This is a genomic window from Streptomyces avicenniae (assembly GCF_000719135.1).
GTDB classification, from domain to species: domain Bacteria; phylum Actinomycetota; class Actinomycetes; order Streptomycetales; family Streptomycetaceae; genus Streptomyces; species Streptomyces avicenniae.
The window spans coordinates 64,180-81,162 of the sequence record NZ_JOEK01000021.1 but is presented as its reverse complement, the minus strand read 5'-3'; the positions used below and the strand labels follow the sequence as shown (position 1 = coordinate 81,162).

The 16,983-nt window shown below is 73.8% G+C and carries 13 protein-coding genes; 6 read left to right on the top strand and 7 right to left on the bottom strand.

Annotated elements, in window-relative coordinates:
• Positions 1-336: 336 nt before the first annotated feature.
• From IF27_RS29225 to IF27_RS31320, 4 genes are all read left to right on the top strand, one after another.
• On the top strand, positions 337-1,902 hold the full coding sequence (locus IF27_RS29225; protein ID WP_052852888.1) for an AbgT family transporter: 1,566 nt from the start codon (positions 337-339) through the stop codon (positions 1,900-1,902).
• 159 nt (positions 1,903-2,061) lie between these two features.
• A complete protein-coding gene (gene zwf, locus IF27_RS29220) occupies positions 2,062-3,498 on the top strand; it encodes a glucose-6-phosphate dehydrogenase (protein WP_052852887.1) in 1,437 nt (478 codons plus the stop codon).
• Positions 3,495-5,330: a glycoside hydrolase family 15 protein gene (locus IF27_RS29215; RefSeq protein ID WP_052852886.1), complete on the top strand. Its 1,836-nt coding sequence runs from the start codon at positions 3,495-3,497 to the stop codon at positions 5,328-5,330. The genes zwf and IF27_RS29215 overlap by 4 nt, the downstream gene beginning before the upstream one ends.
• Positions 5,331-5,415: 85 nt before the next feature.
• Complete coding sequence (locus IF27_RS31320) at positions 5,416-5,562, top strand: hypothetical protein (RefSeq protein WP_190233142.1); 147 nt, start codon at positions 5,416-5,418, stop codon at positions 5,560-5,562.
• A gap of 63 nt (positions 5,563-5,625) precedes the next feature.
• Here IF27_RS31320 and IF27_RS29210 read toward each other — a convergent pair whose 3' ends face one another.
• On the bottom strand, positions 5,626-6,522 hold the full coding sequence (locus tag IF27_RS29210) for an alpha/beta fold hydrolase (RefSeq protein ID WP_052852885.1): 897 nt from the start codon (positions 6,520-6,522) through the stop codon (positions 5,626-5,628).
• Positions 6,523-6,640: 118 nt separating this feature from the next.
• Positions 6,641-7,576: an RNA polymerase sigma factor gene (locus IF27_RS29205; RefSeq protein WP_052852884.1), complete on the bottom strand. Its 936-nt coding sequence runs from the start codon at positions 7,574-7,576 to the stop codon at positions 6,641-6,643.
• Between the two features lie 140 nt (positions 7,577-7,716).
• Between IF27_RS29205 and IF27_RS29200 the strand changes: the two genes are divergently transcribed.
• Together IF27_RS29200 and IF27_RS29195 are read left to right on the top strand one after the other, a co-directional pair.
• The gene (locus IF27_RS29200) at positions 7,717-8,142 is read left to right on the top strand and encodes an HflX-like GTP-binding protein (RefSeq protein WP_223291256.1); all 426 of its coding nucleotides are present in this window, start codon (positions 7,717-7,719) and stop codon (positions 8,140-8,142) included.
• A gap of 299 nt (positions 8,143-8,441) precedes the next feature.
• Positions 8,442-8,951 (top strand): RICIN domain-containing protein, encoded by a 510-nt coding sequence (locus IF27_RS29195; RefSeq protein ID WP_052852883.1) that lies wholly within the window; start codon positions 8,442-8,444, stop codon positions 8,949-8,951.
• 213 nt (positions 8,952-9,164) lie between these two features.
• Here the strand turns inward: IF27_RS29195 and IF27_RS29190 are convergent, their stop codons facing one another.
• From IF27_RS29190 to IF27_RS29170, 5 genes are all read right to left on the bottom strand, one after another.
• The gene (locus IF27_RS29190; RefSeq protein ID WP_052852882.1) at positions 9,165-10,067 is read right to left on the bottom strand and encodes an NADP-dependent oxidoreductase; all 903 of its coding nucleotides are present in this window, start codon (positions 10,065-10,067) and stop codon (positions 9,165-9,167) included.
• Between the two features lie 118 nt (positions 10,068-10,185).
• Positions 10,186-11,973, bottom strand: coding sequence for a vWA domain-containing protein (locus IF27_RS29185; protein WP_052852881.1), 1,788 nt, complete (start codon positions 11,971-11,973; stop codon positions 10,186-10,188).
• Positions 11,970-13,031, bottom strand: coding sequence for an ATP-binding protein (locus IF27_RS29180; RefSeq protein WP_052852880.1), 1,062 nt, complete (start codon positions 13,029-13,031; stop codon positions 11,970-11,972). The genes IF27_RS29185 and IF27_RS29180 overlap by 4 nt, the downstream gene beginning before the upstream one ends.
• A 141-nt stretch (positions 13,032-13,172) precedes the next feature.
• Positions 13,173-13,721: a snapalysin family zinc-dependent metalloprotease gene (locus tag IF27_RS29175; RefSeq protein WP_052852879.1), complete on the bottom strand. Its 549-nt coding sequence runs from the start codon at positions 13,719-13,721 to the stop codon at positions 13,173-13,175.
• Positions 13,722-13,876: 155 nt separating this feature from the next.
• Positions 13,877-16,921, bottom strand: a complete 3,045-nt coding sequence (locus tag IF27_RS29170; protein ID WP_052852878.1) for an alpha-mannosidase — start codon at positions 16,919-16,921, stop codon at positions 13,877-13,879.
• Positions 16,922-16,983: the final 62 nt, after the last annotated feature.

Sequence of the window (16,983 nt, the reverse complement as noted above, 5' to 3'; positions counted from 1 at the left end):
CGACCCCTGCCCCTCCGACCCCCTCCACCCCACCAGGACCGCCGGGACGCGGCCCCGGGACACCCCGCCGACCAGCGGCGGAGCCGCGCCCCGCGCACGGAGTCCCGTCCGCGCGGACCCCCGGCCACCGCCCGTTCCCCGCAGCACCGGAAAACGTCCGGATACCTACGCACCCCCGCCCGGGGGAGCGCCGCCGTACCCCCGCCGCACCCGCCCCGGGTGCCCCAGCGCCCCCAGGCGCCCCGCCGTCCCCGCGCGACCTCCGCCGCCGACGGCCCGCTCCCCGCCCTTCCGCGGTCTCACCGACGAGGCCGTCCACCCTGCCCGGAGTCCACCATGTCCGTATCCAGACCCACCAGGACCGACCGCGACGCCCCGCCGCCGGAACAGCAACTCCCCCGGATCGTGCGGGCCATGGCCGTCGTCGAACGCGCCGGGAACGCCCTGCCCCACCCCTTCTGGCTCTTCTGGATACTCTCCGCGGTCCTCGCCGTCGTGAGCGCCCTCCTCGCCACGCTCGACGTGTCGGTGGTCGCCCCAGGCGACGGCGAGACCGTGACGGTCCGCAGCCTGCTGAGCGGCGACGGCCTGGCCATGGCCACGTCCACGATGATCGAGAACTTCGCGACGTTCCCGCCGATGGCGACGATCCTCGTCGTCATCATGGGCGTCGCCGTGGCCGAACGCAGCGGGTTCCTCGCCGCGCTCATGCGGGTCGGCGTCTCGCGCGTCCCCGCCTCCTGGGTCGTCTTCGCCGTCGCGTTCGCCGGGACCGTCGCGCACGTCGCCTCGGCCGCCGCGTACATCATCCTCGTCCCGCTCGGCGGCCTCGCCTTCCGCGCGGTGGGCCGCTCGCCGATCCTCGGCATCGTCGTCGCCTACACGTCGATCGCCTCCGGGTACGACGCCAGCCCCGTCCCGACGCCCAACGACGCCATCTTCGCGGGCATCACGACGGCGGCGGCCCGCATCGTCGGCGGCGAGGACGCGTACGTCTCGCCGCTCAGCAACTGGTTCTTCAACATCGCCTCGTCCGTCGTCCTCGCGACGGTGATCACGCTGGTCACCAAGTACGTGCTCAGCAGGCGCCCCGACCTCGACGCCGACCCGGACGCCGACCTGGAGGACCTGGGGCAGCTCACCCTCAGCGCCCGCGAACGCTCCGCGCTCCGCCTCGCCTGCGTGGCGCTCGCCGTCGCCGTGGCCGCCGTCGCGGCCGTCGTCGCCCCCGTCTCCTCCCCGCTGCGCGGCGAGGGCGGCTCGATCGTCGAGTCGCCGCTCATGGACGGCATCGGCGCGCTCGTCGCCCTGCTGTTCGCCCTCGTCGGCATCGTGTACGGCGCCCGTGCCGGGACGGTCACCCGCGCCGCCGACGTGCCGAGGCTCATGGTCGAGGGCGTCAAGCAGATGGCGCCCGTACTCGTCCTCTTCTTCGCCATCGCCCAGTTCCTCGCCTACTTCGACTGGACGCACATCGGCGACGTCCTCGCCGTCGAGGCGGCCGAGGCGCTGAAGGACAGCGGCCTGCCCATCGTCGTCGTCTTCCTGCTCGCGCTGCTCCTGCTGACCCTCGTCAACATCATGGTCACCAGCGGCTCCGCCATGTGGGCCCTCGCCGCGCCCGTGCTGGTCCCGATGCTCATGCTGGTGTCCGTACCGGCCGAGACGACCCAGGCGCTGTTCCGCATAGCCGACTCCGGCTCGACGGCCATCACCCCGATGAGCCCCTACTTCGTCATGGCCCTGGGCTTCCTCCAGCGCTACCGCAAGAACGCGGGCATCGGCACCCTCGCGTCCTACACGCTGCCCCTCGCCGTCGCCATGACGGTCGTGTGGACCCTGCTGTTCCTCGCCTGGTGGGCCCTCGGCATCCCGCTCGGCCCCGGCGCGCCCGTCCGCTGACACGGCACGGCGCGGCCGGACCCTCCGGCCGCGCCGCGCCCGCCGGGTCAGCAAGCCGGTGACCTCGGCACCCACTGCGGCGGGTTCCGTTGGCCGACGGCCCCCCGGCGCGCAAGGTGAGGGACAGCACCCGGCGCACACGAGGGAGACGCCCACCGCATGACCCCCGCCGACCACACCTCGCCCGCACCCGCCGACCCCCAGGTCCTGGTCATCTTCGGCGCCACGGGCGACCTCGCCCGCCGCAACCTGTTCCCCGGCCTGTTCCGCCTCCACAAGGCCGGGATGCTGCCCGACGACTTCCACGTCATCGGCTCGGGCCGCCACTCGCCCGGCACCGACGCGGAGTTCCGCGACCGGCTCGGCGCGTCCGTACGGGAGTTCGCGGCGGACGTCTTCGACCAGCGCGCATGGGACTCCTTCGCCCCGCACATCACCTTCGTCGTCTCCTCGGCGGACGACGGCGACGACCTGGCCGCCGCCGTCCGCCGGGCACGCGACGCGGCGGGGGAGCGCTGCCGCACCCTCCTCTACCTCTCCGTGCCCCCCGCCACCGCCGAGGCCATGGTCCGCATGCTCGGCGCCACCGGCATCGCCGACGACGCGTCCCTCATCATGGAGAAGCCCTTCGGCCGCGACCTGGCGAGCGCCTGCTCGCTCGACGCGGCCATCGCCGGGATCGTCCCCGAGAAGCGCGTCTTCCGCATCGACCACTTCCTCGGCAAGGAGGCCGTCCAGAACCTCCTCGCGCTGCGCTTCGCCAACGGCGTCTTCGAACCGGTCTGGAACCGCGACCACGTCGCCTACGTGCAGATCGACGTCCCCGAGGACCTGGGGCTCGAAGGGCGCGCCGGGTTCCTGGAGTCCACCGGCACCTTCCGCGACATGGTCACCACCCACCTGTGCCAGATCCTCGGCTTCGTCGCCCTGGAACCCCCTGCCAGGATCGCCGCCGACGAACTGCGCGACGAGAAGCTGAAGGTCTACCGCGCCTTGCGCCCGTTCGACCCGGCCGAGACCGTCTTCGGCCAGTACGAGGGCTACCGCGCCGAGGACGGCGTCGCCGACGACTCCGACGTCGAGACCTTCGTCGCCGTGCGCGCCTGGGTGGACAACTGGCGCTGGCAGGGCGTCCCCTTCCTCCTGCGCACGGGGAAGAACATGGCACGCTCCGCGCGTGTCGTCACCATCGGCTTCCACAACCCGCCGCACGCCCTCTTCGGCGACGCGCCCCGCCCCGAGTGCCCGGACGAGCTGACGCTGGAGCTGGACGACGAACCCGTCGTCACCCTCCACGTCCGCGCCAAGCGCCCCGGACCCGAACTGACCCTGGGGCGCGGCACGTTCACCTTCCGCGCCGACGAGACCTTCGGCGGCGCGGAACCGCTTGAGGCGTACGAGAAGCTCCTCCTCGACGCCATGCGCGGCGATCAGACGCTCTTCACCGGCGCCGCCGAGATCGAGCGGCTGTGGGAGGTGTGCGACCCGGTGCTGCGCCACCGCCCCGACCCGCTCCCGTACGCCCGCGGCTCCTGGGGCCCCGACGCGGCGCTGCGGCTGCCGGGCGGACGCGGCTGGGCGGTGCAGGACGCGTGAGGCCCCTGGACCCCCCGTACCTTCCGATCGCGGAGCACGGCGTGATCGGCGACCTGCGCACCGCCGCGCTCGTCGGCACCGACGGCAGGATCGACTGGTTCTGCGCCCCGCGCTTCGACTCGCCCAGCGTCTTCGGCGCCCTGCTCGACCCGGACAAGGGGGGCCACTGGCAGATCGCGCCGCAGTGCGACGTCGCCTCCCGGCAGCAGTTCTACTTCCCCGACACCAACATCCTCATCACCCGCATGCTCACCGAGGACGGCATGGTCGAGGTGCAGGACTTCATGCCCGTCCTGCGGGAGCGGGACAGCGACCACCGGCAGCGGCTCGTCCGCCGCGTCGTCAGCGTGCGCGGCGGGATGCGGATGCGGGTCGAGATCGCGCCGCGCATGAACTACGGGCGCGACCCGCACCGCGTCGAGACGCGGCCGGGCGGCGTCCGCTTCGTCGGCGACGCCCTGACCCTCTCCCTCGTCAGCGACACGCCGCTGCACGTCGAAGGACCCGATGCCTGGGGCGAGTTCGCCCTCATGGAGGGGCAGTCGGTGCTCTTCGTGCTCGACACGGCAGGTGACTCCCCGCCGGGCGGCGTGGACGCGGACGACGCCGAGGCGCTGTTCGAGGCCACGGTCGCGTTCTGGCGGCGCTGGGTCAGCCAGTCGTCGTACACGGGCCGGTGGCGGGAGATGGTGCACCGCTCCGCCCTCACCCTCAAGCTGCTGACGCACGAGCCGAGCGGCGCGCTGGTCGCCGCCCCCACCCTCGGCCTGCCGGAACGTCTCGGCGGCGAGCGGAACTGGGACTACCGGCACGTCTGGATCAGGGACGCCGCCTTCTCCCTCTACGCGCTGCTGCGGCTCGGCTTCACGAACGAGGCGGACGCGTTCATCGGCTGGCTCACCCGCTGCCTGCGGCAGACCGGCGCGGGCGACGGCGGGCCGTTGCGCGTCATGTACAGCATCGACGGCCACCCGGAGCTGCCCGAGGAGGAACTGGACCACCTCGCGGGCTACCGCGGCTCCCGCCCGGTCCGTACAGGCAACAACGCCGCGGGGCAGCTCCAGCTCGACATCTACGGCGAACTCGTCGATTCCATCTACCTGTTCAACAAGTACGGGACCGGCATCTCGCACGACAGCTGGACGGACCTGTGCAACGTCCTCGAATGGCTCCTCGACCACTGGGACCAGCCCGACGAGAGCATCTGGGAGACCCGCGCGGGACGGCAGAACCACACCTACTCGCGCCTCATGTCCTGGGTCGCCGTCGAGCGCATGATCCGCATGGCGCGCCAGCGCGGCCTGCCTGGCGACCTCGGCCGCTGGATGGCGGTGCGCGACCGCATCTACCACCAGATCATGGATCGCGGCTGGGACCCGGACGCGGGCTCGTTCGTCCAGCGGCTGCGGGAGGACGGCACGGAACCCGCCGCCCGCCCGATCCTCGACGCGTCCCTGCTGATGATGCCCATGGTCAAGCTCATCTCGCCGACGGACCCGCGCTTCCGCTCGACGCTGGCCGCCGTCACGGACGGGCTGGTCGCCGACAGCCTGGTCTTCCGCTACGACCCGGCGCTCGCGCCCGACGGACTCGGCGGCGCGGAGGGTACGTTCTCCATCTGCTCCTTCTGGTGGGTCGAGGCGCTGACCCGCACCGGCAGGGTCGGCCAGGCGCGCCTGGCGCTGGAGAAGATGTTCACCTACGCCAACCACGTCGGCCAGTACGCGGAGCAGATCAGTCTCACCGGTGAGCATCTCGGCAACTTCCCCCAGGCGTTCACCCACCTCGCCCTCATCAGCGCCGCGACCAACCTCGACCGCACCATGGGCTGACTCCCTTGCGGAACAGGCCGGTTCGGATGCCGCCCGGCGGGTACACGCAGGAGCCAGGGCAGGACGACGCACGAGGAGGAGCACCGTGTCCCGCATCATGAGCCGGATCAGGCAGTTCAGCCGTACGCCGCGGGGGCAGCGCACGATCACGTCGGCCAGGCGCGCGAGCGCGGACCCGAGAAAACGGGCGCAGGCGCGCCGCCTCCTCGGTCGGTTGCGCGGGCGGCACTGACACACGCAGGGTGAGGCAGGGCGAGGGCGGGTCCCGGGCGGCGGGGCCCGCCCTGCGCCGCCGTCAGGCCGGGAGCCCGTCCGCGAACTCCCGCAGCGCGGCGGCGAACGCCGTCGGCTCCTCCAGGTGGCCGAAGTGGCCGCTCTCCTCCAGCACCACCAGCCGTGACCCGCGGATCAGGCCGTGCAGTTCCTCGGCCCACCGTGGCCCGCACGGCACGTCGTACCTGCCGACCACGACGAGCGCGGGCACCGCGAGCGAGGGCAGCGCCCCCCGGTCGTCGATGACGTCGGGCGTCAGGTCCTCGCCCAGCGGCGAGATGTACGTGCCCGTGACGCGCGCCCGCATCGGCGCGAATTCCTCCTCACGCTCCCAGTAGTGCGCGAGGAACGCGGGCAGCAGGTCGCGCAGTGCCGCCGTCACCTCCTGGTCCCCCGTGGCCGAGCCTGCCGCCTGCAACCCGGCGAGCACCCGGGGCAGCTCCGCCCTCCCCTCGTTGCGCCGGACGAACCCGGCGACCCGCGCCGCCGCCTCCGCCACGTGCTCGGGGCCCGTCACCGGGGCGCTCTCGTACAGGACCACCCCGCGCAGCCGCTCGGGGTGGCGCAGCGCGAGGTGCTGCGCGACGAACCCGCCGTGCGAGTGCCCGAGCAGGAGCACGCGGGGCAAGGACAGGGCGTCGAGCAGCCCGAGCAGGCTCCGCGTGTACCGCTCACGCGTGTACCCGTGGGGGTGGGACGGCAGGCGCTGCGAACCGCCCGTGCCCAGCGGCTCGACGTACACCACGGTGAGGAACCGCTCGACCGCGGGCATGCGCAGGTAGTCCCAGGTGACGCCGGGCCCGCCCGGCATCGCCAGGCAGAGGGGGCCGGAACCGTGCACGTGGTAGCGCTGGCGCAGGCCGTCCACCGTGATGTCGTGGGTCCCGGGGGACAGGAGGCCGGTCGTTCCGTTCGGCATGAGGTGCTCCGTATGACGGGTGTGTCGGACGCGGACAGGACGCTCCCGCGCCGCGGAAGTTCGACCGGCCGCGGGTGACATGGGTCACACGGCTCCCGGCGGTCCTGACGCACCGGGCTCAGCCCACGGCGGGGGCGTGGAAGAGGCGCAGCTCGTGCAGCCTCCCGTCCCTCGTGGACATCAGCCAGGCGACCGCGGGCGGGCAGTGGCCGGGATCGTCCGGCGGGCCGAGCAGGTCCATCTCCCAGATGACGGTGTCCTGGCCGGCCACGGCCGACACGAGCCGCTGGCGCACCCCCGCCTCCAGGTCACCCGCCATGCCCCGGACCAGGAAGTCCCTGCCGCCGACCCGCCGCCGCCCCGCGTAGAGGGCGACGTCCGGCGTCCACCGCTCGGCCGTCAGCTCCGCGAACCGTCCCTCCTCGGCCGCCGCCAGGGTCTCGGCCGCCTCCGCCGCGCTGGCGCGGGACAGCGCCGCCGCGTCGCCGTGCGCGGATTCCGCGGTCCGCGCCATCGCCTCGGCCAGCCGCGCCCGCCCTTCGGCCAGCCTGCTGCGCACCGTGCCCACGGGGACGCCGTACAGCGTGGCGATCTCGTCGTACGAGGGCGTGCGCGGGCTGAAGTGCCGCAGCAGGAGCGTCGCGCGCAGCGTCGGCGACAGCTCCCCGACCGCCTGCCAGAGCCAGTCCCGCAGCGCATGGCCCTCGACGACCTGCTCGGGCCCCGTGGCCGCCGCGAGCGCCGACAGGTCGGGCACCGGCACGACGGCCCTCCGCTCACGCAGCGACGAGCGGCACGCGTTGCGCACCACGCTGCGCAGCCAGGCGCCGACGGACTCGGGGCGGCGTACGTCGCCGATGCGCCGCAGCGCGGTCAGCGATGCTTCCTGCACGGCGTCCTCAGCGTCCGGCCCGTGGCCCAGGAGGCTCAGCGCGACCGCGCGCATGCCCGCACGGTGCCGCTCCAGCAGCACCCCCACGGCCACCACGTCGCCACTCCGCGCGGCGAGCAGCAGCTCGGCGTCGGAAGGGCTTCCCGTCGTGATCCCTGGCACGCGCCCAGGGTACGCAGCGGGCGGGACCGATCCGCTGGCGCGACGCGTCGGCTTCCTGCGGCCGGGCGACGTGCTGACCGGCACGGCGACAGGGAGCGGCGGTGGACACCGGCGGCACGGGTGCGCCTAACCTGTCGTCCATGCACCGGCGCCGAGGGCGCGACCGGCGGCCGACACGCCGCACGGCACAGGCCCGTCACCCGCTCCCGCCGTTCGCCGTCGAGGGGGCGGACGTCGTGCTCGTCGGCTTCTTCCCGGGCAGGCAGCGGGACTTCGCCGCGCTGATGGACACGGCGGAGCGCGAGGTCACGGCACGCGGCGCGCGTGTCGTGGGCCGCCTCGTGCAGCGGCGCGGCGTGTCCGCCGGTGGAGCCGCGTCGATGCACCTGCCCTACTCCTCCCGGACGCTGCTCAGCCACGGGAAGGTCACGGAGCTGGCGTCGCTGTGCGAGCGGACCGGCGCCGAGGCGGCGCTCTTCCTGCCCGCCCTGACGCCGCGCCAGCGGCAGGTCCTCACCGAGGCGCTCGGCCTCCCCGTCGTGAGCCTCGCCGCGTCAGCGCCCTGAACGGCATCTTCCTGAAGCGCGGCACGTTCACCTCGGCCCCGGCAAACCTTCGCAGGAAGGAGATGCGAAGGGGAGACATGGCGTTCTGATCCACGCGCGTCCCCTTCGCGGCACATGCCCCCGGCTTCATGCGGAGTTCGCGGCGACCGCGCCCTCGCCATGATGAACTGTCCGTGAAATGGCCGGACATGCGCACCGTAGCTGACGGCGCGGTGGTCGCGCGGAATGGGGGGAGCGGGACGGCTCGTGAGGGTTCGCTCCCGGGAAGAATTGTCAGTGGCCGTCGATAGAGTGGAGCGGTGAAGACAATTCCCGTACGCAAGCGCGTACTTGCCGCCACCGCCCTGGCCGTGGCCTTCGTCGGCGCCTCGGCGCCCCTGTCCACCGCCTCGGCGCCGTCCACCGCCTCCGGCATCAACACCCACTGGCGCTTCACCAACGAGGCGACCGGTGACTGCCTGGCAGGAGAGGCGTCCGGGGCCGTCACGCTCAACGGGCCCTGCAACAGGGTGAAGCACGAGTGGGACTGGATAACCAGCGACGCATGGGAGGGAGGGAACCTGCTCATGAACGCCGAGACCGGGCTGTGTCTGACGACGGACAACAAGACCTCGCTCAACGCGGTCTGGACGAGCACCTGCAACCCCGCGGCCCCGGGGCAGCGCTGGCACTGGCAGGACCTCGACCGCGGTCTCTGGGCCACCGAGTGGGACACCCGGCTGCGCGGCATGCCCGGCAGGACGACCGCCCACACGGACGTCCCGCAGGGGCAGCGCGACCAGTGGTCCGTGTTCATCTTCCAGCCATGACCGGCCGAGGACCCGGGAGCGCGCGCCTCTGAGGCGCCCGGTCGGCCCCGTGCCGTGACGAGGGAGAAGATCCGGAGGTGACGCCGCTTCCTTCCCCTCGTCCATGCCTCTCCCGGCGGTCCTCCTTCCCCGCCCGCCCCGGCGGCCTCCTCGTCACCGCCCCCACCGGGCGGAGGCCGCTGGCGGCGGCGCCCCCTGCGGGACGCCGCCGCGTCAGCCGACCAGCAGCACGAGCTTCCCGCGCACGGCCCCGCTCTCCCCGGCCCGGTGCGCCTCCGCGATCTCGTCGAGCGGGAAGGCCGTCACGGTGGGGACCGCGAAGCGCCCGGCCTCGATCAGCTCGCCGATGCCGCCGAGCGCGTGGAGGGCGCGGCCGGTGTCCCCTCGGCTGAACTCCACCCCGTGCTCCCGCGCGCCGTCCGCGTCGGCGATCGTCACCACACGCTCGGTGCCCCCGGCCAGCCCGATCAGCTCCGGCAGGACGCCGCTCCCCGCGACGTCGAGCGCCACGCCGACGCCGTCGGGCGCCAGCGCGCGGACCCGCTCGACAAGTCCTGGCCCGTAGGCGACGGGCTCCGCCCCCAGCGAGCGCAGGTAGGCGTGGTTCGCCGGACCCGCCGTCCCGATGACGCGCGCGCCGCGCACCACGGCCAGCTGGACCGCCGCGCCGCCGACGCTCCCCGAGGCCCCGTTGACGAGCAGGATGTCGCCGCTCCCGACACCGAGCCGGTCGAGCGCGCGCGTGGCCGTCTCGACGGCCGCGGGCAGCGCCGCGGCGGCGGGGAGGTCGAGCGACGGCGGGACCGGCGCCCAGGACGACAGCACCGCGCGTTCCGCCTGGGCCGCCCCCTCCGAGGAGAAGCCGAACACGCGGTCGCCGACGGCCACGTCCGTCACGCCCTCGCCCAGCTCGTCGATGACGCCCGCCGCCTCGTGGCCCAGGGTCTGCGGCAGCTCCGCGTCCATCAGGCCCCGGCGTTTCTTCCAGTCGCTCGGGTTGATCCCCGCGGCCCGCACCGCGATCCCGACCTCCCCAGGACCCGGGTGCGGCTCGGGAAGATCCGCGATCTCCAGGACCTCGGGGCCCCTGAACCGGCGGAAGAGTACTGCCTTCATCGTGCGCTCCGATCCGGCGACGGGCCGCCGTGCGACCGCTGACCGCCCACACCGTACGGAACGCGCCGGGCGGGGGGCCGCCGGACACGCCACACGGACTCCGGGCGGGACGGCGCGCTCAGCGCACGGAGAAGACCGGCCCCCGCGGCCCGAACGGCAGGCGGGCGCCCTTGGGCAGCAGGTACGCGTGGGTGCGCGGCACGCGCAGCGCCTCGCACTCGCCGTCCGTGATGACGAGGACGGGCGCCGTGCGCGGGAAGTCGTCGGCGCGCACCAGCAGATCGATGCCCGGCTGGAGGGCCGTGCCGCCCCGGCCGTGGACGCGGACACGTCCCGCGAGGTCCGTGACCGGCACGTATCCCGCGTCGTGCGGGGCGGCGTCGCAGTGGACGAGCCGGGCGGCGGGCACGTCCCTCGCCTGGGCGAAGGAGGCGATCGCCCCCAGGGCCTTGCCCAGCAACACCCTCCCCATCGAGCAGGACGTGTCCAGCACCACGCCGAACGTGCAGCGCGGCACCTCCTCGGGGGGCAGGTAGCGGCCCGCACGGGGGATGTCCGGTGTGGCCGCCTGGCGGCGCGACGGCCGCGCGTACGAGCGGACGGGCTCGGGACGCGGCACGAACTCGTCGAACCAGCGCGCGAGTTGCGCGTCCCAGGGGAGGGGCGGATGGCTGAGCGCGGCGATCTCCTCGACCAGCCCGGCGGGCAGCAGGCCGCGTCCGCGCCTGCGGTGGAGGTCGAGGCCCTGGGTGAGGCCCCGCCGGTAGAACTCGTCCAGGTCCACGGCGTCACGCGGCGGGGTCAGCGGCGCGCCGAGGATGTCCTGCGCGTCCCGGCCGCGCAGGGTCCCGAGGCGGCGCAGCCGCCGCCGGTCGCCGACGATCCGGTCGTACACCTCCTCGGCCGACAGGCCGCGCAGCGCGGGGTCGTGCAGCGTCCCCGGGGGCATGTCCCCGACCTGCATCTGCACCAGCCAGTCGTTGACCACGAAGTCGCAGGCGACGTTGAACAGGTACGGGTCGCGCATCCCCCGCCGGTCGCCGTGGCGCAGCGCGGCGTGCAGCATCTCGTGCGCCAGGACGAAGCGCCACTCCTCGTCGGCGAGCATCCGGACGGGGTTGACGTAGATCTCGCCCGCAGAGGTGTCCACGGCGGCGACGGCGATGCCGTGCGCCGCCGCCAGCGCGCGGTCGTCGATGAGGCGCATTCCCGCGGCGATGCCGCCGAGCAGCGGGTAGGAGGCGACGAACCAGTCCAGCGCGCGCTGCCAGGGCGTCGGCTCGCGCCGCGCGCCGTCCCCGGGGGCGCGACGGCCGCCCGCGGCGTCCACGGCCTCGGCGACCGTACGGCTCAGCGCGGCGGCGAAGGCGCGCGGCCAGTCGGGCGGGTCGGTCCACCTGTCGGGCCAGGGCACGAGCACCTGGTCGGGGGAGTCGCCCGCCGTTCCGCAGGCCCGGAACGCGGCGGGGACACCGTCGCGGCGCCAGCGGGCGGCGATGTCCTCCTCGTCGCCCCCCGGGTAGCCGGTGGGGACCTCGGGCGGGACGAGCGCCCCGGCGAACGTGACGAGGAAGCGGTTGACCACCGCGCAGCGGGCGGCGACGAGGAAGCGGTCGGGCTGCTCCAGGTGCTCCACCGTCGCGGGCAGGTGGCCGAAGCCGAGGTGCAGCAGCGCGTGCGAGACAGCCCAGGCCCACTCGGCGGGGTGGGCGCGGCGGCGCGGGTGGGAGTGCAGGAGCCCCCGGGAGTCGGCGCGGACGAGCCCCTGCCGCGGCGCGAGGTCGCAGTCCGCCTCCCGGCACGTACGGAAGCCGAGGTCGGCGAACACCGGGCTGACGAGCGCGAGCCCCGCCAGGTACGCCTCGCCCGCCGGGTCCCGGCGCGCCGCGGCCTTCCCGCCGCTCACCGCCTGGCCTCGACCAGCCGGGGCAGGTCGCGGGCGGCCTCGATGACGAACCAGGACGGCAGCACCGGGTCGCCGTCCTCGTCGTCGGCGAGCACGGTCTGCGCCACCTCGACGGAGATCTCGGCGAGCTGCACCAGCAGCGACTTGGCGCGGTGGGCCGTCAGCCGCCCGGCGGCGGAGACGTGCTGCTTGTCGGCGGGCAGCTCCTTCACCAGGCGGCCCCTGAAGGCGTCGGCGAGGTAGTAGAGGAGGTCGCGGTCCTCCGTGCGGCGCGGCCAGGAGGCGTCCCCCTTGAGGATGGCCTCGATGCCGTAGGCGTGGCGGACGATCTTGACGTAGCCGCAGAAGGCGACGGCGTGCGCGGGCGTCAGGGTGCCGTGGGCCAGGACCTTCAGGGTCTCCTCGTCCAGCGAGTCGCCGAAGGAGTGCAGGGCGTCGGAGAGCATGTGCCAGGAACGCGGCGTGGAGAAGGGCTCCTCGGTGCGCGGGGGCTTCGACCACAGGTGGTCGGGCCGGTCGGTGAGGTGGTCGGTGATCCAGGGGTGGATGCCGTGCTCGCCCGCCCAGACCAGCCAGTCGGCGGGGGACGCCGTGAGGTGGACGTGGGTGAGCCGGTTGACGAGCGCCGAGGCGATGGGCCGGGCCAGGGCGTTGTCCGTGGCGCGGTTCCCCGCGCCGATCACCAGGGAGCCCGGGGGCAGTTCGTACTCGCCGATGCGGCGGTCGAGGATGAGCGAGTAGAACGCCTTCTGCACGTCGGGCGTGGCCGCGTTGAGTTCGTCGAGGAACAGGACGTACGGCTCGTCGCGGGCGATGGCCGCGGGCGGGCAGAACACCGAGCGGCCGTCGCGGATCTGCGGGACGCCGATCAGGTCCTCGGGCGCGAGCTGGGTGCCGAGCAGGCTGACGCACTCCATCCCCAGCGACTCGGCGAACGCCCGTACCAGGGAGGACTTCCCGATGCCGGGCGCGCCCCAGAGGAAGACCGGCCTGACGGTCGCGAGCCCGAGCAGCAGCTCGGGTATCCGGGACGGGGTGACGGTGACGGCAGCCTGCACGCGGGTGCTCCTGGAGCGTGGTCGGGCCGGGGCACGCGGACGCGCGGGGTACGGCGGGAGCAGCAGTCTAGGTTCGCCGGAGGGCGCGGGCATCCGGATTCCCCTGCCGCCGGGCCGTGTTGCGGCGTGCCCCGGCCCCGGTCAGCGCACGGCGGCGAGCGTGGTGGAGAAGTCGTCCTCCACCCAGGCGCGTTCCTGGCTGTTGGGGTAGATGTTGGTGCACGAGACGCCGCCGGTGGAGCCGGACATCAGGCTGGAGCAGGGCCCCGGCTTGATGTCGGGCAGGCCGAGGATGTGGCCGAGTTCGTGGGCGGCGATACGGACGGTGTGGTAGCCCTCGGCGACGGCCTGGCGGCCCATCCAGACGGTGCCGTTGCCCAGGCTGGTGGTCTGCGCGCGGGGCCAGCCGTTGTCGGCGACGATGCGGATGTTCGCGCGGCGGCCCGGCGCGACGGGTTCGAGGCGGACGTTCGCCACCGACGTGTTCCAGACGGCCGCGCCTTGGGCGACGGCGCTCGCGAACTCGGCCGAGCCGCTGGCGTCGTAGGTGAGGACGACGGCCGCGGCGGCGACGTCGCCCGTGGGCGCGGCGGATGTGTCCGTGGCCCCGGCGGTGCCGGTGAGGGACACGCCGAGGGCGAGGGTGGCCGCCAGGGCGGTGACGGCGCGGGTGAGGGTGCGGGACGGCACGATCGGCCTCCGTGGGGGGGGACGGGGACCCGCCGTGCCAGGTCGATGCAAGTCATGCTCATGACACGACGGGTGACGACACCGTCACTCTGCCCAGGCCGTGGCCTTCCCAATCCGGTGACGAGGGCAGCTCGCCACCGGACCGGGAAGGGGTCTCAGGCCCCCGGCGTCAGCCGCAGGGTGAGGATCTGGAACGGCCGCAGCGTCAGCCGCCCGTCCGTCACCTCGGGGGCGTCCGCCAGCGGACGTTCCAGCAGGTCGGTGACGACGGCCCCGGCCAGCGGGAAGCCCGCCGTCAGCGTGGTCACGGCCCGCCCGCCCAGCGACTCGAACAGCCGGACGATCACGTCGCCGCTGCCGTCGTCGGCCAGCTTCACCGCCTCGACGACCACCGCCTCGTGGTCCACCGACACGAGCGGCGCCACCGCCGCCGAGCCGGGCACCCGACGCTCGGGGAGGTTGAACGCGTAGCCCTCACGGATCGCGTCGCCCAGCGTCGCGCCCACCACCAGCGCGTAGCGCAGCCGGTGCGTGCCGAGGTCGGCCTCGGGGTCGGGGAAGCGCGCCCCGCGCAGCAGCGAGAGGCGGATCGTCGTCGTCGTGCCGCCGTCCTCGCGCACGTCCCGCGTGATCTCGTGCCCGTACGTCGAGTCGTTGACCACCGCCATGCCCCAGCCGGGCTCCGCGACGTGCAGGTAGCGGTGGGCGCAGAACTCGAACTTGGCCGCCTCCCAGCTCGTGTTGGAGTGCGTCGGCCGCTGGGTGTGGCCGTACTGGATCTCGCCGCGGGAGTGGTCGGCCCGCAGGTCCAGCGGGAAGGCGGCCTTGAGCAGACGCTCCCGCTCCCGCCAGTCCACCTCCGTGTCGATGTCGAGGCGGCGCGCACCGGGCGCCAGCGTGAGGGTCTGCCTGATGGTGGAGGAGCCCACCGTACGGACGACCAGGACGCCGCCGTCCACCGCGCGGACCTCGTCGGCCTCCGTCAGGTCGGTGACCGTGTTCCGGTAGAAGGAGTCGATGTCCCAGGCGTCCCACTGGTTGGGGAAGTCCTGGTGCAGCTGGAGCAGGTTGGCGCTCTTCCCCGGCGGCAGCGCCTCGCGCTCCTCGGTCAGGTCGAACACCGAGGTGACCAGGCCGCGTTCGTCCACCCGTACGCGCAGCAGCCCGTTGTCCAGCACGAGCGCCTCGCCGGACGCCGCGGCGTCCTGGGCGGGGGAGGGGACGGGCGCCGCGCCGAGGGCGGGGACGCCGCCGCGCGCATGCGGCGCGGCGTTGAACACCAGCGCGGGCCCCGCCGGGTCACCAGGACCGGCCAGCGCGCGCTGCGCCTCGTCCACCAGCGCCGTCAGCTCGGCCGCCACCCGTGCGTACGTCTCCTCCGCCTCGCGGTGCACCCAGGCGATCGAGGAGCCGGGCAGGATGTCGTGGAACTGGTGGGTGAGCACCGTCTTCCACAGCCGGTCCAGCTGCTCGTACGGGTACGGCGCGCCGGTGCGGACCGTCGCCGTGGCGCACCACAGCTCGGCCTCGCGCAGCAGGTGCTCGCTGCGGCGGTTGCCCTGCTTGGTCTTGAGCTGGCTCGTCAGCGTGCCGCGGTGCAGCTCCAGGTACAGCTCGCCCGACCACACGGGCGCCTTCGCGCCGTACTCCTCGTGCGCCTTCTCGAAGAAGTCGGCGGGCTTCTCGATGTCCACGCGGGGCGAGCCGGCCAGATCCGCCAGGCGCGCGGCGCGGCCCAGCATCTCGCGGGTCGGGCCGCCGCCCCCGTCGCCGTAGCCGAACGGGACGAGGGAGCGGCTGGCCGGGCCCTTCTCCTTGAAGTTGCCCTCGGCATGGGCCAGTTCCGGGCCCGTCAGCTCGGCGTTGTACGTGTCAACCGGCGGGAAGTGGCTGAAGATCCGCGTGCCGTCGATGCCCTCCCACCAGAAGGTGTGGTGCGGGAAGGTGTTCGTCGTGTTCCAGGAGATCTTCTGCGTGATGAACCAGCGCACACCGGCCAGCTTCATCAGCTGCGGCAGCGCCGCGTTGTAGCCGAAGGTGTCCGGCAGCCACATCTCCTCGGTCTCGACCCCGAACTCCTCCAGGTAGAACCGCTTGCCGTGCACGAACTGCCGCACCAGCGACTCGCCGCCGGTGATGTTCGTGTCCGGCTCCACCCACAGGCTGCCGGTCGGCAGGAACTGCCCCGTGGCGGCCTTCTCGGCGGCGCGCGCGAAGACGTCGGGCTTGTGCTCCTTCAGCCAGGCCAGCTGCTGTGCCTGCGACATCACGAAGCGGTAGCCGGGGTGCTCGTCCATGAGGTTGGTGGCGTTGGCCACCGTGCGGGTCACCTTGCGGACGGTCTCGCGCAGCGGCCACAGCCACGCGGTGTCGATGTGGGCGTGGCCCACGGCCGAGATCCGGTGGGCGGAGGTGCCCGCGCGCTCGGTGAGCAGCGGCTCCAGCAGCTTGCGCGCGGCGGCGGCCGTACCGGCGACGTCGTGCAGGTCCACCGCGTCGAGGGCGGCCTCCGCGCCGTCCAGCAGCTGCCAGCGGCGGGTGGAGTCGGCGGGCAGCGCGGTGATCAGGCCGTGCACCACGTCGAGGTCCTGCGCCAGCTCCCAGACCTCGGGCTCGAAGACGGTCAGTTCTGCGCGGGCCAGCCGGTACAGCGGCTCGCCCGGCTCCCCGTCCTCGCCGCCGCTCTCCAGCCAGGCGGCGCGGTCGCCGCGCCTGGTGGGCAGGAACGGCACGCCGCCCGGGCCGTCGTCCAGGATCAGCGGATTGGCCGCCGCCTCGATGTAGTACGTGAACTCCTCGCCGCCCTGGGCCGCTTCCGCGACCGTCAGCCAGCCGTTGCGCGGGTTGAGCGCCTTCACGACCGAGCCGTCCGCGCGGTGGACCAGGCCCTCGGCGGCGAATCCCGGCTTGGTGGCGTCGAAGCCCAGGTCGAGGACGGCCTCCACGCGCCGTCCGGCCCACGCGGCGGGCACGGTGCCGCTGATCCGGAACCAGCAGGTGGACCACGCCGGGCCCCAGCGGTGGCCGGGCCGCACCGGCTCGTACGACGCGGCCAGCCCTTCGGCGACCGGGACGGGCTCGCCGGAGACGGCCCAGGCGGCCACGTCGAGGGCGACGGCGTCCGCGTGGACGGCGGGGACGATGCGTTGGGTGAGCACTCGGTGGAGACGTCGTTCGATGAGCGCGGGATCGCGATGCATGCCGATTATGAAAATCCAATGGATGGATTAAGTCAATGCGGCCGTGTCCCGAACCCCTCATC